Annotated in this window: 15 protein-coding genes; 6 read left to right on the forward strand and 9 right to left on the reverse strand. The window is 35.0% G+C overall.

Going from position 1 to position 20,885, the window contains the following annotated elements; all coding sequences use genetic code 11:
- Positions 1-9: 9 nt before the first annotated feature.
- The 3 genes from K4L44_10990 to K4L44_11000 form a co-directional block, all read right to left on the reverse strand.
- Positions 10-1,380, reverse strand: coding sequence for a sodium-dependent transporter (locus tag K4L44_10990; protein ID QZE13114.1), 1,371 nt, complete (start codon positions 1,378-1,380; stop codon positions 10-12).
- A 1,175-nt stretch (positions 1,381-2,555) separates the two neighbouring features.
- On the reverse strand, positions 2,556-3,635 hold the full coding sequence (gene fbaA, locus K4L44_10995) for a class II fructose-bisphosphate aldolase (protein ID QZE13115.1): 1,080 nt from the start codon (positions 3,633-3,635) through the stop codon (positions 2,556-2,558).
- Between the two features lie 147 nt (positions 3,636-3,782).
- Positions 3,783-6,086 (reverse strand): BamA/TamA family outer membrane protein, encoded by a 2,304-nt coding sequence (locus K4L44_11000; protein ID QZE13116.1) that lies wholly within the window; start codon positions 6,084-6,086, stop codon positions 3,783-3,785.
- A gap of 193 nt (positions 6,087-6,279) precedes the next feature.
- On the opposite strand from K4L44_11000, the gene K4L44_11005 reads away from it, so the two are divergent.
- Positions 6,280-7,050, forward strand: coding sequence for an RNA methyltransferase (locus K4L44_11005; GenBank protein ID QZE13117.1), 771 nt, complete (start codon positions 6,280-6,282; stop codon positions 7,048-7,050).
- Between the two features lie 60 nt (positions 7,051-7,110).
- Here the strand turns inward: K4L44_11005 and K4L44_11010 are convergent, their stop codons facing one another.
- The gene (locus tag K4L44_11010) at positions 7,111-8,253 is read right to left on the reverse strand and encodes an outer membrane protein assembly factor (protein QZE13118.1); all 1,143 of its coding nucleotides are present in this window, start codon (positions 8,251-8,253) and stop codon (positions 7,111-7,113) included.
- Positions 8,254-8,381: 128 nt separating this feature from the next.
- Between K4L44_11010 and K4L44_11015 the strand changes: the two genes are divergently transcribed.
- Both K4L44_11015 and K4L44_11020 read left to right on the forward strand, forming a co-directional pair.
- The gene (locus K4L44_11015) at positions 8,382-10,022 is read left to right on the forward strand and encodes a hypothetical protein (protein QZE13119.1); all 1,641 of its coding nucleotides are present in this window, start codon (positions 8,382-8,384) and stop codon (positions 10,020-10,022) included.
- A gap of 17 nt (positions 10,023-10,039) precedes the next feature.
- Positions 10,040-11,416 (forward strand): hypothetical protein, encoded by a 1,377-nt coding sequence (locus K4L44_11020; GenBank protein QZE13120.1) that lies wholly within the window; start codon positions 10,040-10,042, stop codon positions 11,414-11,416.
- A gap of 46 nt (positions 11,417-11,462) precedes the next feature.
- Here K4L44_11020 and K4L44_11025 read toward each other — a convergent pair whose 3' ends face one another.
- The 3 genes from K4L44_11025 to hydE form a co-directional block, all read right to left on the reverse strand.
- The gene (locus K4L44_11025) at positions 11,463-12,791 is read right to left on the reverse strand and encodes a hypothetical protein (protein ID QZE13121.1); all 1,329 of its coding nucleotides are present in this window, start codon (positions 12,789-12,791) and stop codon (positions 11,463-11,465) included.
- A gap of 634 nt (positions 12,792-13,425) precedes the next feature.
- Complete coding sequence (locus K4L44_11030; GenBank protein ID QZE13122.1) at positions 13,426-14,001, reverse strand: rubrerythrin family protein; 576 nt, start codon at positions 13,999-14,001, stop codon at positions 13,426-13,428.
- A gap of 72 nt (positions 14,002-14,073) precedes the next feature.
- The gene (gene hydE / locus K4L44_11035) at positions 14,074-15,138 is read right to left on the reverse strand and encodes a [FeFe] hydrogenase H-cluster radical SAM maturase HydE (GenBank protein QZE13123.1); all 1,065 of its coding nucleotides are present in this window, start codon (positions 15,136-15,138) and stop codon (positions 14,074-14,076) included.
- Between the two features lie 210 nt (positions 15,139-15,348).
- Here hydE and mnmA point away from each other — a divergent pair, with 210 nt between their 5' ends.
- From mnmA to K4L44_11050, 3 genes are all read left to right on the forward strand, one after another.
- Positions 15,349-16,530, forward strand: coding sequence for a tRNA 2-thiouridine(34) synthase MnmA (mnmA, locus tag K4L44_11040; GenBank protein ID QZE13124.1), 1,182 nt, complete (start codon positions 15,349-15,351; stop codon positions 16,528-16,530).
- 114 nt (positions 16,531-16,644) lie between these two features.
- Positions 16,645-17,685 (forward strand): hypothetical protein, encoded by a 1,041-nt coding sequence (locus tag K4L44_11045; protein QZE13125.1) that lies wholly within the window; start codon positions 16,645-16,647, stop codon positions 17,683-17,685.
- Between the two features lie 82 nt (positions 17,686-17,767).
- The gene (locus K4L44_11050) at positions 17,768-18,817 is read left to right on the forward strand and encodes a hypothetical protein (protein QZE13126.1); all 1,050 of its coding nucleotides are present in this window, start codon (positions 17,768-17,770) and stop codon (positions 18,815-18,817) included.
- Positions 18,818-18,934: 117 nt separating this feature from the next.
- Here K4L44_11050 and K4L44_11055 read toward each other — a convergent pair whose 3' ends face one another.
- Positions 18,935-19,453 carry a GNAT family N-acetyltransferase gene (locus K4L44_11055; protein ID QZE13127.1) on the reverse strand — a complete coding sequence of 173 codons (519 nt, stop codon included), beginning with the start codon at positions 19,451-19,453 and terminating at the stop codon, positions 18,935-18,937.
- Positions 19,454-19,483: 30 nt separating this feature from the next.
- Positions 19,484-20,884, reverse strand: a complete 1,401-nt coding sequence (locus K4L44_11060; GenBank protein ID QZE13128.1) for a hypothetical protein — start codon at positions 20,882-20,884, stop codon at positions 19,484-19,486.
- Position 20,885 lies beyond the last annotated feature (1 nt).

Genomic DNA, 20,885 nt, shown 5'->3' on the forward strand with positions numbered 1-20,885 from the left:
TCTAAGAAGCTATATTTTAATACGACCAATGATATCAATAAGTCCGACAGCATGAATAAAAACCAACGCAATTGCAAAAGGAGCAATAAACTTGATAATAAACATAAACACTTTAAAAAGTGTCGTCTCCTGTTTTCCTTCTCCAAGAATCTCCGTTGCAATAGATTTACGAGACCATTTCCATCCAGCAAATAGCACAATGAACAATCCAGCAAGAGGAAGCAATATATTCGATGAAATAAAGTCAAACAGATTAAATATCGTCTTGTCTAAAACAGTAAACTCCTTCAGAGGACCAGAAGAAAGAGAAGAAAGCACACCAAATACACCAACACTAACAAAGGCTATTGCAGTGGCTGTTTTTCGACTCAACTTAAGCTCTTCTGTAAAATAAGAAACAACCACCTCTAGAAGTGAGATTGACGATGTCAATGCAGCAATCACCAACAACAAGAAGAAAAGTACAGAAAAGAAATATCCTCCAGGCATCTGCAGAAACACATTTGGAAGCGTAATAAAAACCAAACCTGGTCCTGAATCAGGACTAATACCAAAAGCAAACACCGCTGGGAATATTGCAACTCCAGCCAACACTGCAATCAATGTATCCGCAAGAGAAACCGAAGTAGCTGAAGAGAGCAAATTCTCTTTTTTCCCGATGTATGATCCATAAGTAATCATGGTTCCCATACCAAGACTTAGTGAGAAGAACGCTTGACCTAAAGCTTCTAATACTGCTTTTGAATCCAGCTTAGAAAAGTCAGGGTGGAACAAGAACTTTAGCCCCTCCTCTGCTCCATCCAATGTTACGGAACGAATATCTAAAATCACAATAATCACAAAAAGCAACGGCATCAAGATCTTAGAATACTTTTCAATACCTTTCTCTACACCTGAAACAACAACGAGTCCTGTTAAAAACAAGAAAACCAAGGTCCACACTGATGGAGCAACCGCACTAGAAGTGAAAGAATCATACATACCTTTCAGTTCGGCCGAACTCTTACCACTAAAATTATCCATCACAGCATCCGACAGATAATGCAATGTCCAACCAGCTACGGCACTATAAAATGACAATATTAAAAAAGCAGCAGCAACTCCCATTACTCCAACCAAATACCATTTTGTTTTTGGTGCTAAGACTCGAAATGTTCCATAAGGGTTTTTCTGTCCTGCACGCCCCACAGACATCTCTGTAAGCATAAGTGGAATACCAAGCAAGAAGATAAACCCCATATAAACAAGAAAAAAGGCTCCCCCGCCATTTTCACCTAACACATATGGAAATCTCCAAATATTCCCTAAACCAATTGCTGAACCAGCTGCTGCGGCAATCACACCGAAGCGACTGGAAAATCCATCTCTACTTTGTTGCATCTACTCTTTTGATAATACTATTAAACATATACAGGCCATACTGATAACAAAATATCACTATCTAGCATAACTTAATATCAACTTAAAACTAAATATGCAAAAATGCACTTTTTACATAAATGAACAAATAATTTCACGAACAATTTCATTTAAAAGAATAAATAGCGAGAAAGGAAGAGTGTTATAGAACAAATAACCACTTAAGTTTCATCGCTATTTGATTGAAATAAAACAAAATAAAAGATGCAATAGTAAACGAATAACCATAAAAAGCATCAGCAGAAAAAGACACATCAATGCAAGAATCTTATATCAAAATTATTAAGAAAGTACACGATAAGATCTTTTGGACATCCTTCACCATACGACTAAAGCATTTTAAAGGCATATTAATAGGGGATTCAACCCTACTTTGTTCATGGTTTGTTCATGGTTTGTTCATGGTTTGTCCATCGATTCTCCATCGATTCGATGAATGAAGCATGAACAAGCTATGAGTAACCCATGAACAAAAATGCCGTCAATCAGGGTTTAAATAGTATTCAATTGAAGGTAAAAATAACACAACACATATTCACTATATATCAGAAAACACCTCTGATACTAGTCATAAAAATGAATAAACGCGTTAATTATATTTCTCAAGCAATACATTACCCATCATCAATTAAATGCTAATTGAATAAAACAGGATAATAAAGAAATGATGATTCCTCAATAACTCAAGAAGTAAATAATTTAATTTTAGATATATTCATTCATTGAAACACTCTTTGTATCATGACGTTAAGATTTACCGTTAAACAAAACACAGTCTTTTTTATAAGAAGTAATGATATGACAAGGTATAGTATATGAATATAATTATGGGGAGTTACGATGCGTTATAATCCACAAATTCTAACTACTCAATATATATTGTATCATTGAGAAATAGAGCTAAAGAGAACAACATCAATACAATCACGTGCTAAAATAAACAGCATATCATCAAAAAAGTTATAAAATGCCGTAATGACAATTTAAATTTTGATTAAAGAACTCTATAAGGGAACAGAATAGAAAGAGTAGGCAAAATTGAGCATATGGCAGATATATGCTGAAAAAAAAGACACAAAAAAGGGTGAATCAAAAGATTCACCTTTTTTATATATCGCACAAACAAAAGTTTGCGATTAGTTTTTATCCAAACCATTAAGGTCAGAGTATGCTACTTGAAGACGAGCAATCATAGACTCTTGTCCTTTACGTAACCATACGCGTGGATCATAATATTTTTTGTTTGGCTTGTCATCTCCATCTGGATTACCAATCTGTGCTTGTAGGTAGTCATGGTTTGCAGCTTCGAAAACACGGATACCATCCCAAGTAGCCCACTGAGTATCAGTATCGATGTTCATTTTGATAACACCGTAACCAATTGCTTCACGAATCTCTTCTAGAGAAGATCCTGATCCACCGTGGAATACGAAATTAACTGGCTTCTCTGCAGTACCAAGCTTCTCTTGGATATACTTTTGAGAATCACCTAGGATAGAAGGCTTCAACACAACATTACCTGGTTTGTAAACACCGTGTACGTTACCGAAAGAAGCAGCGATAGTGAAGTTTGGAGAAACTTCCATTAGTTGCTCATAAGCATAACATACCTCTTCTGGTTGAGTATATAGAAGTGAGTTATCTACATCAGAGTTATCAACTCCATCCTCTTCACCACCAGTGATACCAAGCTCAATCTCTAGAGTCATACCCATTTTAGACATGCGAGCTAAGTATTCTTTACAAATAGCAATATTTTCTTCAAGAGGTTCCTCAGAAAGATCTAACATGTGTGAACTGAAAAGAGGAGAACCTGTTGCAGCAAAATGCTTTTCACTTGCATCAAGAAGTCCATCAATCCAAGGAAGAAGTTTTTTAGCAGCATGGTCAGTGTGAAGAACAACACGTACTCCGTAAGCTTCTGCTACAGTGTGTACGTGATGAGCAGCAGCAACAGATCCTAGGACTTGTGCTTGTTGACCATCTAACTTTAGTCCTTTTCCAGCGAAGAAAGTAGCACCACCATTAGAAAGCTGTACAATCACAGGAGAGTTTGCATTTTTTGCAGCCTCAATAACAGCATTAGCAGAGTCTGTTCCTACTACGTTCACTGCAGGAAGAGCGAAGTTGTTTTCTTTACAGATGTTGAAAAGTTTGGTTAGATCATCACCAGTAACTACACCTGGCTTAATCTCTTGAAATAAATTAGCACTCATAGCTTTGTAAAATTATTGTATAAAAAATCTGAATTTCTTGTAATTATTAACTACTTAATTTCAATCCATTATTGATTTAAATCAGAAGTCATGCAAATGTACAAATAAAAAACGAAACAGCATGTTGTATAGCAGAAAAATGACGACCTAGAATGGATATCCTATTGCAATAGATAGCGCAAAGTCTGACTTTTGAAATTTTCTATTCGCAGGAATCCATCGACTACCCTCTGGTTCAGAAGGATCACGTAGCTTCAAGCCGAGATCTGCACGTATAATAGCATAATCAAAATTTAACCTAACACCAACACCAGTGCTGACAGCAAACTCTTTATAAAATCGGTCGAAATCAAACTCTGCCCCCTCCCTGTTATCATCAATAGACCAAATATTACCAGCATCGAAAAAGAGAGCCCCTTCAAACATCCCTACCATTTTAAATCGATACTCAACATTTGCCTCTAATTTAACATCTCCTACTTGGTTTGGATATGAAGAAGGGTCTGATTTATAAGAACCAGGGCCAAGGGTACGAGCTCCCCAACCTCGAATATCATTGGCACCACCGGCATAATATTTTCGTTCGAACGGTAGCTGAACCGAGTTTCCATATGGGATACCAACTCCCATATATCCTCTAAAAACTAGTGTATTGTACTTATCTAACACGAGCCCACGTCGGGCATCCACATTAAACTTAACATATTGGGCATAAGGAGTATCAAAAAATGTATATTGAAGCTCTGGATTGCTATCAAATTGTGTTTTATCCTTATCCATCGAAGTATTAATCAACTGCAACAAGTTACCTGATGTTTCCAACTTCGTATAAAGATACCAATAGTCGGATCGCTTTCTCATATTCTGGGTATTATAAGTGTAGCTATAAGAGAATGCGAAAATAGAGTGGTCGGTATACGAACTTCGAATAGTTAGGTTTTCTATTGATGCTACGAATTCGGGGTCAAGCGCAAACATACGCACAAGATAGAGATCTAAGGGATTCACTTCGTGCGAAGAAAATTGACTAGACTTCCAACGATAACCAAATCCAGAACGAACAATTGTACGAGTATAGTCAGGGCGCTGTTGATAGTTGTAGGATAAGACGAATTGGGTTTGAGGAGTTGAGTAGTTAAACCAATTTCCGGAGTTAAATGGGAACCAGAATTTAGGGATGGTAAATTTGCCATCAACCCCCCCTTCAAGGGTATTAAATAGTTTAATGGTATCCTGTGTACCATAACGCTGTCGCTCTATTGCACCACTAAACTTTACATCGACTCTTTCGGCACTTTTAAAAAGATTTTTATGCTGGTATGCTAAATTCGTTCCAACCCCTAGATTACCCGACGTATTCGTCCCTTCCAATTCAAAAGAGTATGACTGTTCACTAGTTGGAGTAAGCTGCATGACACAATCCAGCAATGAATATCCATCATCGCTTCTCTGCTTGGTATCAATAAATTGGATATTCATAGCACGATATAGCTTCAACTGCGTAAGTTGGCTATAGGTTCTATCAACATTATAAGAGGAGTAAAATTCAGAATCATCGATATGGTTTGCCCTTATCACCAATTTCGGATTAATACGTAAATCGCCTTCGTATAAGAACATATAGTTGTCTATGCGCATGGTATCAAACTTAATAGGTTCCGATGACAAAATAAGCCGTTTGGGATCAAACTGAGGATATACTCGATAATGTCTAATTTTATATTTCTCATTAGGTCTTAATACCACTGAATCGTTCACAAGAACCCGCTTTGGCTGTACAACCATTGTTAAATCTACACTGGTACTACGCCCCAAAGTATCAGCTGTAAAGTATATTTCGTCTTCATCGAATTTATAGAATCCCTCTTTTTGAGACTCTTTCTTCATTTTATTACGAAACTTATCTAATTTATTGATATCAAACTTATCCCCTTTTCTTATCTCTTTCTCTGGCTTCACATTATTAACCACATTTCTCATGACGCTATCCTGAATATCCACAGTAAAATCGGAAATCAGATAAGGAGCACCAAGAGTGATAAAATAAGTAACATCCACCATGTTCTTTTTGAACTTCACAGAATCACGAATGGAGGCATGATAATAACCTAGATTTTTTAGGTGTTTTAACATTTCTTCCTTGCTACGTTCTGTTTTCGTATAACTAAAAACGACAGGGGGCTCCCCTATCCGAGTCCAAAAACTCTCTTTCTTTTTTCTAGGTGATAGATTATATAAACCTAAATGGAACTTCATAAAGCCTAAAATACGAGCGTTTGGTTCTTGACGCAGATAGGTATTTAAATCTTTCTTATCAATACCTTTTGTATCCATCTTAATGTGGACTTTATTTAAAAGATACTGATCTTTAGGCACATATTTTGTAGGGTTGCAAGCAACCATAAAGAAGACAAATGGAAGAAGAAGATATAAAAAGCTCTTTTTGAACATATTCAAATTATGTATATGTTATTACTTCATTAAAGAAGCAATCAACAAAGGGATGATATTCACTTTAACCAATATTCACAAAAATAGTCTATAAAATTGAGTTTTCAGAATTAAAAAGGTCAAATTAGAAATATATTTGATTATTCATTTGTTCCCATATGAAGGAACATTTACTTTTACAAAAAGTTTTTTTATGGAAGCAATATCGAAAAATCGAATCAAATATATAAAACAGTTATCACAGAAAAAGCATCGTAAACAAGAGCAGAAATACATTGCAGAAGGGGCAAAGATTATTGAAGATCTTATCCTTGCAGGTCAAAGCATGGAGACAATTTATGCCGATCCAGATGCCTATCAAAGGTTGTCCTCCATTGCAAGTAAAGCCAGCATACAGATCGTCAATGTAGATAACGAATCAATACATAAAGCTTCGGCACTTTCCACAGCATCTAATGCCATTGCCATAATCCCTATCAAGCAAGAGACGCTTGATATGACTGCCATTAAGAACAATCTTACGATTGCACTAGACAATATTCAAGACCCAGGTAATCTAGGCACTATTATTCGTATAGCAGATTGGTTTGGCATCGACACCATACTGTGTTCAAAAAACACAGTGGATGTATTTAATAACAAAGTTATCCAAGCCACTATGGGGGCTATTACTCGTATTAAAGTGCACTATGTAGATCTTCAAGACTGTTTAAAGAGTGCTACCGATCTACATATGCCAATATATGGAACATTTTTAAAAGGGGATAATATTTACACAAAGTCACTAAACAATCATGGGATTATCGTCATGGGAAATGAGGGTAAAGGAATTTCTGAAGAGATTGAGGCTATAGTCAATAACAAAATAACCATTCCATCATTCCGTCAAGAGAAAGGATCGGAATCATTAAATGTAGCTATGGCAACCTCTATTATTTGCTCTGAATTTAAAAGAAAAATATAATATTACTAAAAGAGGGAAGACTTCATCTTTCCCTCTTCCACGTCCCTTTGGTAACAGTATTTAGTTGCGTAACCAAGCACTACCGATGACGATTGAAAAAGCAAAGGTGTCTTTGCTCCACGCAAAATCGATCCCAGTCTTCATTCCAAACTTACGTGCTAATAGGTAACGGAAACCAAAACCACCACTGACTGCAACATCGTCTTCGAAAAAAGAACTTCCTGTTCCCCAAGCATCGCCCACTCCAACAAATGTAACACCAGACCAACGTTTATACAGAGAAAATTGATACTCAGCTTCTGCTTCAAACATCTGTTTATCCTGATAACGCATTATTGCAACTCCTCTCAGATTGACAAAAGGCTCCATATAGAAAGGGGCACCTGAAAAAGCGACATCATACTCTCCACGTATTCCTAAAGATTGTTTCTTGGTAATTGGGATATATCCGAAGAGATAACTATATAATCGAGAATAGTTATTATCAGCCCCTAACCATGTCCCACTATATTGATAATTCACTTCCCCTTTAATCCCTTTCGAAGGAGAAAAGAAGTTATTACGTGAATCATAAGACACCACCAATCCTATTTCACTCACGGTAGACTTAAAATCAAGATCTAAAAAAGAGACATTAGGAGATAAACGACTATCATTATTTACAAAAACATATCTTCCTCCAACAAAGAAGTTGGTGTTGTTTATACGATAAGAGCCATCTACAAATAACACCCAAGCATCCATCCCCAGCATCACCTCATGATTTTTAAGAAAATCAGTATAACCTCGGCCAAAAAAACGAAGGTTTACATCTCCATAGCCGAAGAAAGAGGTCAGGCGGAAACGATCCTCAAAAAAAGACTGTAGATGGTAGGCTCCAAGCATCCAGGAGCTATTTTCAGTCCCACCTCCGATCACTCCTGTCATGGTAGGAAACCCTTGACTTTCAGCGAAAGAACTATGAAAAAAAAGTGCGGTAGCATAACCTCCATATCCCACGGCAGGATTGGTCACAATACCGGGAACAGCTAAAAAGCCTGTCTTTGTCGCAAGGAAATCACTTACATCAAATGCACCATCCAATGAGTCTTTAAAAATCTTCTTAGTATGGTCATCTTTACTCTTTTCATCTGCAACCATTTGATGACTGAAAAACAAGAGAAAAAAGAGAAATAGAGTGGACTTAAAAAAAACAATTTTCATAATTATTTAATGTAAAAAAATTGTAAGAAACATACAATTATTGATTACTTTAAACATTTTAAAATCTATTAGTGTTATTACTCTTAATATACTGATATATAAATTATTTAATCTAAAGCCATCAACATATGATTTTAACAACCATCTCAAGGAATTGGTTCAAAATTGCGCCAATTGTAATCGCATCTGCTTTTTTTTCAGGATGTTCGAAAGACAATTACAAATTTGACAATATCGAAATTGAGGATATTAAGACACAAGTGTCTGCACCTGTAGCCAATGGAAAATTTCAGCTTTGGGATTTCTTCGAAGGGAATAGCAATGAAAATATTAAGAAAAGCGAAAGTGGAGATATCATTTTTACATACACAGAAAATGAGGTTATTAAATATGACCTTAGCGAACTTTACACTTTCCCAACAAGTATTCCTGCCGGAGATATAAACTTTGACATTCCAGCTATCCCATATGTACCAGGATTGACCATAACAGTTCCTCCTATTGAAGTGACAGAAAAGACTCCTGTCGTAACGACTTCTACTGACAACAGCTCACTTCAAGTATATGAAGCAAATATCACTACAGGTAAGTTGAAGGTCCATCTTACAAATCCTCATCCTTCATTGAATGCAGATATAGAAATGACACTAATAGGATCTACCCAAAAGACGACTAGTGGAGAGGAGGAGCTTGTCTTTAATTTGGAAGCTACTCCAGGAGTTAATAACGTGGAATTCGATCTAAATGACGTTACATTAAACTTTGACCATGAAGACAATGCAGATGTCTTACCTGTAAAAATAAAGATTCAATTCAAAGGGGATGTAAATCAAGCAACAGATGCTTCAAAAATGACACTATCTCTTCATATCGATGATCTCGTCTTTTACTCAATAGAAGCCAATTTAGGAAAACAAGAGATTAATATCGAGAACCAAGTAGTGGATGTCGATATTGATGCATTAAATGAACTTGGTGATGGACTTAAATTCACAAACCCAAGTATCGAAATTACAACCAAAACAAATATCTCTGCTTACTCTATATTGAATGCAAATATAGTTGGTTACAATACAGAACGTGATCCCGTGGACCTTAACCCTGCACCATACCATATTGTTACTCCTAGTAAAGAGGAAGGAAATATCCTTAAAGAAGGGAAATACATTATAAATAAAGACAACTCTAATATTGTTGATTTTATTGGCCTACCTCCGAATGAAAAAATAACATTTGATGGAAAAGTAAGTATCAATAAAGATTTAGATGGAAACAGTGTGGAGGTGACTCGAGACAATCCTAATATCATCTATCCTGACAGTCAATTTAAAGCCGACTTCAAAATGGAGTCTCCTCTACAATTTGAAGCTCATAATCTAAACTACAGCGATACTATCGATCTAAATGAAAATATAGAAGAGCTGGCGAATGTCAAGCTAATCTTTAAATACGAGCACAAACTTCCTTTAAACATTAGTGCTATAGCACAACCTTACAATAAGTCCAATAACACAAAAGTGGGAGACGAAATTACATTCAATCTCATCCCTAGTGCAGAGGTCGATGAAGAGGGAAATCCAATTGAAATGAAAGAAGGTTACTCTTACGTTAGCTTAACAAAGAAAGATATTGAAAACATTAATAATACAGATGCAATCATTCTCAAGTTAACGATTAACACCCCTGATGGTAAAAAAGCAAACCTTAAAGCGGATCTACCATTTAATTTTGAATTGGCGACTGAAATTGGAGTAGAAGTAAAAAACTAAAATAAACTGATAGAAAAATGAAAAGACTATATATATATATCATCGGCTTAATTTGCGGATTTACATTTGAAGCACAAGCACAGAATGCTACACTATTTAATTTAGATGGTCCAAATTCAATGGATGTCAATCCTGCCTATAAATTAGATAGTAGATCAACATTTTTTACGTTACCAGTACTTAATTATACAGATATTCAGTTCACTACAGGAAATCTAAATTTTTCTAATATTACAACCCAAACGGATGGAAAGAATATTATTGATTTTGATCTTATCCAACAAAATATGGGAGATAAAGAAATCATTTCATTAAATACAGAGATTGGTCTGTTTGGTATTGGAATCAAGAGTAGAAATAGTTACTATTCCTTTCAAGTGAAGGAGAAAGCAATGGGTTACTTTCAATTTGAACCAGGGTTGGCTAAATTAATCACTGAAGGTACTTCTATTGTCTACAATAACGACATTCCTCAAAAGTTCACAGATATAAATACGGGTAATATTGGTATTAACATGGTTCACTACCGTGAATTTTCCCTTGGCTATGACCGTATCATTAATGAAAATATTAATGTTGGAGTAAGAGGAAAATTCCTTTTTGGAATGGCAGGAATACAAGGAGATAACTTCAATATTAGAACAAGCTCTAACAACCTTTCGTCAATCGATATATATACTGCGGGGAAAATAAATGTAGCTGCTCCCATCGAATATACCATGAAGAAAGATGATAATGGGAAAGAGTATGTAGATGATATCGATACAAACTTCGATAGTGGTTATTTTACCAATACTGAGAATTTTGGTTTTGGAGTAGATTTAGGTATCACTTATAAGCTTGATTCATGTTGGTCTTTTGGACTAAGCGTCGTAGACCTAGGAGCCATTAGCTTTAAGAATAGTTCCCAAATATATCAAGAAGCTCATTATAATTACTCAGGTATTGATGTTTCTAATAGTGTAAATAACAACAACGAAAATTATCAAGATTTAGAAGATGCATCTGATAATTTAGTAGATGAAATTAAGGAGTCGTTTAGAGTCAGAAAAAGAGGAGACAATTTCTCTATGACACTTCCAATGAAGCTATTTGTCACTTCTACTTATCGTCATAATAAATGGTTGTCTGCAGGATTTTTAGGAAAATACCAATCCTTTAACGATATTTCTGAGACTATGATGCAGCTATCTACAACCATTAGTTGTAAACCATTACAATTCACGACAAACTACTCCTATTCAAACCTCTCAGGTAGTATGATTGGAATGGGTGGATCTCTTAAACTTGGTGTATTCCAAATATATGCCGTGACTGATAATATTTTGACCTATATCAATCCTAAGAAGGCGAGATTAGGATCTGTTCGTTTAGGAATGAATTTTATTCTATAGTTTTCAAACAAGAGGGTGACTAAGGTGCCCTCCTGTTTTTCTCCCCTCAATTCTTCTTAAGAAAAAATAGACACAGTGCATTGACTGTAAATGCAGATACGATTATCCAATTACCCCAACTATGCCCCATTAAAACTGCAACCTTTCCTATCAATGCAACAGAACCACCAAGTATCATTGCAACCATAGGATTACCTTTTGGCTTCTGTTTTAAGTATAATACGGCCAATACAGGGATGATGAATGCTCCTGAATAGAAAGATAGTGCAGTCAATAACATCTTAATAATAGAACCAATTTTAAGGGCAATTAATGTAGCAATAAGTCCTAGAAGGACTATGATGATTCTTGTACGTCTTAATGAAGATAGATCATCACTCTTCCTTATATCCATTAAGATGATAGATGCTGACAACAAAGTTGTATCAGCAGAAGATAATACCGCACTTAATAGAGACAAAGAACACAAGATAAAAATGGTTTCTGGTGCATATCCCTTTACAAATGCCATAAAATTAATTCCATTGCTATAAACAGGCATATTCAATCCATTAATGTACATGCCAACATAACATAAAACAAATGATAAGGGCAGCAAGAGAATCGCGACATTACGCACAGAATGCATTGCAACTTTCGATGAGGAGGACGAAAATATTCTGGTGTATATATCAGGACCTACTAAAAAAGTGGTGGAATAGGTCAATATCAAAATAAAAAGATCCCCTACACCAAAGGAAGAATTAAAGGGGAACGATTGCTGTAAAGGCTCTACGTGTTCAAAACCGTCTTTAAAAAGAAGAACTGCGGTGAAAACAAACAGACCGATATAGATAAAAACAGATTGTATTTTATCTGTCTTTATAATGGAAACTTGTCCTCCAAGAACAGTATAAGTAATCAAAACAAAACCTGCAATATATACACAGTTTTCATAAGAGGTTCCGGTTAAGGTGACCAAGATTTTTGCTGCTCCGATTATCTGTGCTGCAACGATCCCAACCCAAGCAATCGGAATTATAGCGGAAGAGATAAATTTAGCTTGATTTCCATAATAAGAACCTATTAATTGTGGTAACGTCAATTTTTGTTTATTATATATCTCCTCAACCTTAGGCACTAAAACCCATAGCCCTAAAGAGGCAGAGAAGAGAAACCATAAGGCTGCCCATCCTTGTGTAACAGTTAAATTAAGAGTCCCAAGAATTGCAGAACTACCAACAACAGTAGCCAATAAACTGCCTGTTATATCTACTTCCGTACCTTTTCTGCCTGCAACAATGAAATCATTAGAATTTTTAATTCTAAAATGAGATCGAAAACCTAAAGCAAAAAGCAGGAGTATGTATAGGCAAATTATAATATATAGAACCATAAAAGTAATTTGTATAAACAATATTCATTGTGACAAAGATAGAACAATCTTATCTTTTTAAATCAAAACGAACATGGATGATTACGAGTTCAACAGAAATCTTTATACTAAACAATAGACAATTATTAAGAAAAACTTATTCCATCATATTTTTTTAAAGTATTTATGATTCAATCATTATGAACAAATATATACAAGAGAATATTAATACTTAAAAAAGCAATTAATTGTGAATATTTATGAAAAACAAAAAAAGAAATTTACAATTCGTAAGAGATTAATAATCTTCTCACTAGAGAGGAGAAACAGCCAAACATCTTGCACAAAACATGCGACATTTTCTAGATATGAAAAAAGAAATAATATAGGGAGAAAATAGACTATAAAAATATAACTTATTGATTATTCGGCGAAAGAGAGTTGCTCAACCATGCTTAATTAATTATATTTTACTTTGGTTGTTATAAATAAATACATATATTTGTAGTACTTGAATTTAAGGGTAATTCTTTATGAATTCAAGGATTTGAGGTTAAATAATTTTTGTTGGTGGGAAGCAAGGATATTAATTATCCTTGCTTACTTTTTTTTATATCCTAAAGGTATTAACCGATTAATTAAGAATTAGTACCCATTAATAGTTATCCGCTTTAGGCTCAAAATAACTTTGTGGATGTAGACAAGTAGGACATGCTTTAGGAGCATTTTTACCAATATGTACATGTCCACAGTGGCGACAAACCCAAACAGTTTCTTCTTCACGAGCAAAGACTTCTTCTTTCTCAAGTCTCTCAATTAGCTTACGATATCTCTTTTCGTGTTCTGCCTCAACCTTAGCAACATTTCTAAAACAAGCTGCAATCGCTTTGAAACCCTCTTCCTCAGCAATATCAGCAAAAGTTGGATAAAGATCAGTCCACTCTTCATTCTCTCCATTAGCAGCTTCGTATAGATTCTGAACAGTAGTACCAACGATTCCTGCTGGATAAGTCGCAGTAATTTCTACTTCGCCTCCTTCTAGAAAAGAGAAGAATCTCTTTGCATGAACCTGCTCATTATAAGCGGTCTCTTCAAAAATAGCAGCAATCTGCTCATACCCCTCTTTTCTTGCTTGCTTAGCAAAGAAAGTATAACGATTACGAGCTTGTGACTCTCCAGCAAATGATTTCAGTAGATTTTGTTCTGTCTTTGTTCCTTTGATGCTTTTCATTACAATCAATTTTAAATTATTTATATAATAGAGAACAGTAATAATAGTCAATAGTTTTTTTTATTATGTAATTTAGATTCGTTCAAAGAAATGAGGGGAATCACCATACTCCCCAAAACCGATATCCCTATGAACCATAGACAATCGGGCTTCAAGACAACCTTTACATTCCCAAGCCTCTTCATCAATACAAGGTTTATTAGGATATAACTGATAATCAGCTCTTGACTTTTGTGGTGTGACATTAGGCATAATAATATTGGCACCTGCTCTAACTGCTTTCTCTCTTCCCATTGGATCTATTGCTTGTAAAGAGGTCGCAGCTGCGATATTGATAGTAGGCATCAACAATCTTAAAGAAGTAATCATTCTTAAAGAAAGGTCAAAACGATGCTTAAGATCATCGGAGGTCTCTTTTTTATCAAACAAAGGAGTATTAGGATGAGAAATAAAGGGCCCCATACCAACCATATCTATATCAAACGTTTTATAAAAAACAAGGTCATTCACCAAGTCATCAACTGATTGAAATGGAGCACCTATTAACACTCCTGTTCCCACTTGATAACCAATCTCTTTGAGAGAATATAGGGTACTTAATCGATTATCATAATCGTGTAAGGCATTATTCGGATGCCATTTATAATAGAGTTCCCTGTTCGATGTTTCAATACGAAGAAGATATCGATGGGCTCCATAATCAAACCACTTTTGAAGCGTCTCTTTAGACTGCTCACCTAAAGATAGTGTAATCCCTAAATGGTCTTTATATCGAGATTTGGCCTCTATTATAATCTCCGAGATCTTGTCTACAAATTGGATATCTGTACGCTCTCCTGCTTGAATCACGATAGAGCCATAGTTTTGTTCGTACGCAACATCAATGGCAGATAGAACATCTGAAACAGACAGTTCATAACGATGTGCTTCAGTATTCCCTTTGCGAATACCACAGTAATAACAATCCTTCACACAGTAATTAGATAGTTCTATTAACCCTCTGAAATAGACTTTATCACCTACATTATCTAAAGTAACTTTTTCGACTTTAGACAAGAGCTCTATATACTCCTTTTCATCAGTAATGAGGTAGCTTTTTAAAAGATCTTTTATATCATTATTATTATCGCTCAACATACTATCAATTCTATGGTGATTATACACCTCAAAGATAGTATTTAAATAATAAATGAATTGTCTATAAATGTTATACAAAAAAGAGAATATAAAAATTTAACATCATCTATCCCATGGATTACATTTTATTAATTGTACATTTAATTGAATTAAAAAGTAAAAGTTTTATTCAAAAACCCTATTTTTGTCACTTATTTTGAAGAGGACGAAATGAAGAAAAAAGTTGTAGTCGGTTTATCAGGTGGTGTAGATTCAAGTGTCGCAGCTTATCTGCTCAAAAAGGATGGTTATGAAGTCATTGGTGTATTCATGATCAATTACAAAGATACTGTTGGTACTTTAACTAGTAGTTGCACATGGGAGGACGATGTTGAATTTGCTTCAATGATTGCAAAAAAACTAGAGATTCCATTTCATGTGGTCGATCTCTCAGAACACTACAAAGAAAGAGTTATCGATTATATGTTCAGTGAGTATGAAGCTGGAAGAACTCCTAACCCAGATGTACTTTGTAACAGAGAGATGAAGTTTGATGTATTTCTTGATAAAGCACTCGAACTCGGGGCAGATTACGTAGCCACTGGACACTACTGTCAGAAATCTACCATCGATAAAGATGGACAAGAATATTCACAACTCATAGCTGGAGCTGATGGAAATAAAGATCAAAGTTATTTCCTATGCCAGCTTTCACAAGATCAGCTAAATAAAACTCTTTTTCCTATAGGCCATTTAGAGAAGCCTGTGGTAAGAGAGATAGCTAGAGAAGCAAAACTTATCACTGCTGAAAGAAAAGATTCTCAAGGTATCTGTTTTGTTGGAAAAGTAGACCTTCCAACATTCTTACAACAAAAACTTGAACCTAAAAAAGGGAATGTCATTGAAATTCCGAATACGTTCAGTGCAAAGAAAAGAGACTTTCCAATTGAAAAAGAGTCTTTCAATAAACATTGTTTTGAATATCCTTATAAACCTTGGAACGGAAAGGTTATAGGAGAACACAATGGAGCTCATTTCTATACTATTGGACAAAGAAAAGGATTGAATATTGGAGGATATAAAGAGCCTCTATTTATCATTGGAACTGACGTTAAAAGAAATATTGTATATGTAGGAGAAGGGAAAAAACACGCTGGACTCTACAGACAAGGCCTATTTATAGAACACACCGACATGCATTGGATACGTCCAGACCTAAAGCTATTTGTTGGATCAGAACAGAGAATGGACTTCAGAATTCGATATCGTCAACCTCTTGAGAAAGGGACAATGTATGTGGAAGAAGAGGGAGTATATGTTCTTTTTGACAATCCACAAAGAGGTATCACTCCTGGTCAATTTGCAGCTTGGTATGTAAATGACGAACTCATTGGTTCTGGGGTTATTAAATAACAAACAATATATTGTGTAACATTTTTTTGAACTCTTTATGTATAGAGTTGTTCATAAAAACAAAAACTGGTACTGTTTTTGACTAATCGTGAGCAACACTAAATATACATATTCATGAAGAAACTTTATTTATGTTTGATATTTGCATGCATTACATGGACTAATGTTTTTGCACAAGAGAAAAAAGAGAATGACCAATACCCATATAGCTTACCTATATGGGGAGATAAAGCATACGAAAGAGGAATTGATCTACCGTTACCCATCGGTATTGGAATCAATTATGTTTACAATGAGATGTACCTTGATATCACAGAGTTTGGCATGTCAGTCAATGGTTTAGATATGTCACCATGGCTCAATAAAGAGACTCTTGGTTTTCAACAAACAATGGCTTCATCCAATGGTATTAATCTTAGGATTGATGCATGGGTTTTACCATTTATCAATGTGTATGGTCTCTTTTCTCAGAATTCAGGTAGTACAGCGGTAAGCTTAAAACCTGATTTTTCTAACTTAGGAGCACAAGTCCCTGGTGCCTCGGGTTTGGAATTTCCTCTTTTTTCATCAACAGTTGATTTTGAAGCAACTGCATTAGGATTAGGTGCAACTTTAGTGTACGGATATAAGAATTATTTTATTTCTGGAGATATCAACCACAGTTGGACCAATACAGAGCTTCTAACCAATCAAGTAGGAGTACTTACATCATCAATTCGAGTAGGACACTCTTGGAAGATGGCAAAACAACGAAGATTTGTATTTTATGTTGGTGCTATGTATCGTGATTTTACCAAAGCTGAAGGAAACTCAGGTAGTATTAAATTCAACGAAGCACTTCCAGGGATAGATCAAGCATATGATGAATGGTACAACGGGTTAAGCAGAACGCAAAAAGCAGTTCTAAACGGGGTATATAATAGTATTGAAAAAGCTGTATACGATAAGACTGGTGAAGAAGTGAATATCGGGGATGGTAACCTATTTACTAGTGATATCGGTTATAATATTGAAAAAGATTTAATACAAAAGACCTCTATCGAATTTGGAGGACAATTTGAAATAAATAGACACTGGGCTTTAAGAGGAGAGTTTGGTATCGCTGATGAACTAAAGTTCATTCTATTTGGAATGAACTATCGCTTTGGCTTTTAGAAAGAGTCCAAGAATAACACAAAGGACTGTTCAATATTCATAAATTGAGCAGTTCTTATATTATCTATATTTAACTAAGAAAATGAGAGTAAGAAAATTTTTAATCATCATGGCCATGCTATGCGGGGGGATCGCTGTGGGCCAAGAAAACTTCAAAGTACCATTTGACAAGATAACCTTTAAAATTGATGGTCGTATTGACTACCAAGGACTAGACAATGAAGGGGATATCTCAAATGTAGATTCTAAGCAATTTATAACTTCGAAAGTTGTTTTACAAACAGATATCGATATATATAAAGGGCTTCACTTCTTCTATAGACAGCAATTTCGAAACTATAATGCATCTACTACAGATGGACTTGGAGGACAAATTGAAAAACTTGGAATTTCATACGAAAACAACAATTGGAAATTCACCGTTGGTAAACAGTGGTTCAATATTGGATCATACGAAGCACTTTACGATCCAAATGATGTATACATCTACAGTGGTGTAAACAACTTCCTTTCTGTTTGGAAAACAGGTATTAATGCTGCCTATAGATTCGATGGACAAGAATTGGGTGTCCAGGTTGTCAACGGATCAGAATCTATGAATATTGATGGTACATTTAATCAAGAAGACTTCTACTGGAATGTGTATTGGTATGGAGATCTTGGAGAGGGATTTGTAATGCCATTGGTAAACTTTGCAACAGATATGGATTTTGACAATTTCGGTATTCTATCAGAAGTAGGAGCTCGTTGGAACTTCGACAAAATAAAAATCGATACAGATTTTGCCTATGTCAAAAATATGAAAGGACAGACATTAGAAGATGAGACATTCTATTCAATTCCTTTACGATTCTATTACGAAGGGAAACACCTCCGCCCTGGAATCAAATACTTCTATGATAACAGAGAGGCTTATGACTCAAAGGGCATGGCTGTAGACGGTAAAAACTATACAGGCAACACAATTGAAGGCTTTATAAACTACTACCCTTTCGAAGGAAAAGATTTCAATCTACATGCTGTAGCAGGATATTCTCAATATGACTCTACAATCAATGATGACGAACAAAGCACATTTAAAGTCCTCGTTGGTATTCGTTTTGGGTTTGATGTTTTTGGAAATAAACACTAGTCCCAAAGATATGAAAAAGGAGAAGGTTTATATACAACCTTCTCCTTTCGCTATCTCTAGTGAAACAGGTATTTCCCTCATTAAGGAAACACTTTAAATTAAATCCAATAACTCTTCTTAATCCTCTAATAGTTTGTCATAACAAACAAAAGGTGTCTCTGTCTTAGCAAAATAGACCTGACCACAATAGCCATAACCTAATCTTTCAAAAAGACGTTGTGCTGATTTATTTAAAATGTTGGTATCAATTCTTATGTAGTTTGTTCCACTTTCTCTAGCAATATCTTCAGCCTTTTGAAAAAAAGATTCAGCAACACGTTTCCCTTTGAACTGTTTAGAAATAGCAATACGATGAATACCCCAATATTCGCCACGCTTTTCCCATACAAGCGTATCATATTCAGGAGTATGCTCCATATTAATCGCAGCTACACCAGCAATAACATCCCCACACACAGCAACCCATAATTCATTTAAAGAGATATCATTTAAGAAGACATCTTTCGTCGGATAGTTTACACTCCATTGATAGTTTCCATTTGCATTCATATACTTAACGGCATCCTTTACAATCGCTAAAATATCTGGGATATCCTGACATGAAGCTTTGCGGATTGAAACCACTATATTTTCCATATACAAGCTTTTCAATAATATATATGAGCACTAATATACGTGAGATTCATGTCTATCCAAAACAAAATAGACTCCAAAACTTACAGAAGAGTGTAAAGGGGAATTAATACTCGTTAAAGGAGATATATTGCTTATCGAACCATATATACTCCAGTTTCCAATATCCAAATTAGAACTAAAGCCAAAAGTCGGGTTATCATATCTCCAACCACAATTGGTTGAGACACGAAAATATTTATAACAATACCTTAACCCAATGGTTGGAACAATCGAAAAGACTCCTTGGTAAGATTGCATGTTCAACCATACATAAGACTCAAAGTTTTTAGTAAATAAATATGTACTACCAAAATTAAAGTGAAGAGGAAGCGTTTGAGAAAAGGGATGACTCATATTCTTTAACTCCAGCTGGCTGTCAGTCTTCTCTATCATTGCCTGTACAGCTTTATCAAAAGGAAGATATTGAATATTGTCCTCATTTATGGAATTAGAAATATCTGCCCCTTCTAACTGTATCTTGCTATTGGTATATATTTGAGAAACATTCGACTTATAAGAGATCGATCCTAAATCTAATAAACTCACAAAAAGAAGCCAACGTTTAGAAGGAGCATATTCAAGACCTAAATCCAAAGCTAGACCTAGATTATCAAAATTAAACCAATAGGATGAGTCAAAATTATATTCAAAATTACGAAACCTAGATCCCGAAAAATCATTTTTATATAACTCATAAGATATCGGAGCAGAGACATTGACATTCATATTTACATCAATATCTAGCCGGTCTAAACTCTTTGACGAACTTTTAATATAAGCATTGCTTGAAGAGACAGATGCCAATCCTGTCAATAGTTTCATCCGAAAACCAAAACGAAGATCGGAAGAGATATTCCTTTGAAATCCAAAAGCAAACTCCCTATAATGCATTAAATCTAAAGATACTGGACCTGTATTTTTATTTCTATAGGCCAAAGTATTACTTTCATTAGGTTCTATGGTAAACCCATTTAAAACAATATCTAGCATCTCTTTATGAAAAAGCTGCTGGTGATAAAAGACCTCATTTACTGAAAACATAAACGAACCTTTCTGATTAGAAGTAATAAATGAAAATAGATTTACCTGCCCTCCTGAAGAGAAGATACTTGTATTATCCATATTCGTATATATCTTATTTAGATCGACAGCCAATTTCCCATCAGAACCATACGAAGACTTATCAATAATGTCATTATATGATAATCCACCCATTGAGCCATTAACCTCAACACAAAGCAATGGTAAAGAAAAAAGAATCTTATTTTCACCAATATTATAGGCAGGATTAATTTTGACAGAGGCAATAGTAGACACTCTGTATAGATTTGCATCTTGAGCATTCAAAATATTCCCAAGAAAACAGAATAACAACATGTAGAATATTCGCATA

Source organism: Prolixibacteraceae bacterium (genome assembly GCA_019720755.1).
Lineage (GTDB): Bacteria > Bacteroidota > Bacteroidia > Bacteroidales > Prolixibacteraceae > Halosquirtibacter > Halosquirtibacter laminarini.

What these genes read in the sequence shown, in the direction of transcription:
- K4L44_10990 (QZE13114.1), bottom strand. Translation starts at nt 1,380, where the DNA reads ATGCAACAAAGTAGAGATGGATTTTCCAGTCGCTTCGGTGTGATTGCC.
- fbaA (QZE13115.1), bottom strand. Translation starts at nt 3,635, where the DNA reads ATGAGTGCTAATTTATTTCAAGAGATTAAGCCAGGTGTAGTTACTGGT.
- K4L44_11000 (QZE13116.1), bottom strand. Translation starts at nt 6,086, where the DNA reads ATGTTCAAAAAGAGCTTTTTATATCTTCTTCTTCCATTTGTCTTCTTT.
- K4L44_11005 (QZE13117.1), top strand. Translation starts at nt 6,280, where the DNA reads ATGGAAGCAATATCGAAAAATCGAATCAAATATATAAAACAGTTATCA.
- K4L44_11010 (QZE13118.1), bottom strand. Translation starts at nt 8,253, where the DNA reads ATGAAAATTGTTTTTTTTAAGTCCACTCTATTTCTCTTTTTTCTCTTG.
- K4L44_11015 (QZE13119.1), top strand. Translation starts at nt 8,382, where the DNA reads ATGATTTTAACAACCATCTCAAGGAATTGGTTCAAAATTGCGCCAATT.
- K4L44_11020 (QZE13120.1), top strand. Translation starts at nt 10,040, where the DNA reads ATGAAAAGACTATATATATATATCATCGGCTTAATTTGCGGATTTACA.
- K4L44_11025 (QZE13121.1), bottom strand. Translation starts at nt 12,791, where the DNA reads ATGGTTCTATATATTATAATTTGCCTATACATACTCCTGCTTTTTGCT.
- K4L44_11030 (QZE13122.1), bottom strand. Translation starts at nt 14,001, where the DNA reads ATGAAAAGCATCAAAGGAACAAAGACAGAACAAAATCTACTGAAATCA.
- hydE (QZE13123.1), bottom strand. Translation starts at nt 15,138, where the DNA reads ATGTTGAGCGATAATAATAATGATATAAAAGATCTTTTAAAAAGCTAC.
- mnmA (QZE13124.1), top strand. Translation starts at nt 15,349, where the DNA reads ATGAAGAAAAAAGTTGTAGTCGGTTTATCAGGTGGTGTAGATTCAAGT.
- K4L44_11045 (QZE13125.1), top strand. Translation starts at nt 16,645, where the DNA reads ATGAAGAAACTTTATTTATGTTTGATATTTGCATGCATTACATGGACT.
- K4L44_11050 (QZE13126.1), top strand. Translation starts at nt 17,768, where the DNA reads ATGAGAGTAAGAAAATTTTTAATCATCATGGCCATGCTATGCGGGGGG.
- K4L44_11055 (QZE13127.1), bottom strand. Translation starts at nt 19,453, where the DNA reads ATGGAAAATATAGTGGTTTCAATCCGCAAAGCTTCATGTCAGGATATC.
- K4L44_11060 (QZE13128.1), bottom strand. Translation starts at nt 20,884, where the DNA reads ATGCGAATATTCTACATGTTGTTATTCTGTTTTCTTGGGAATATTTTG.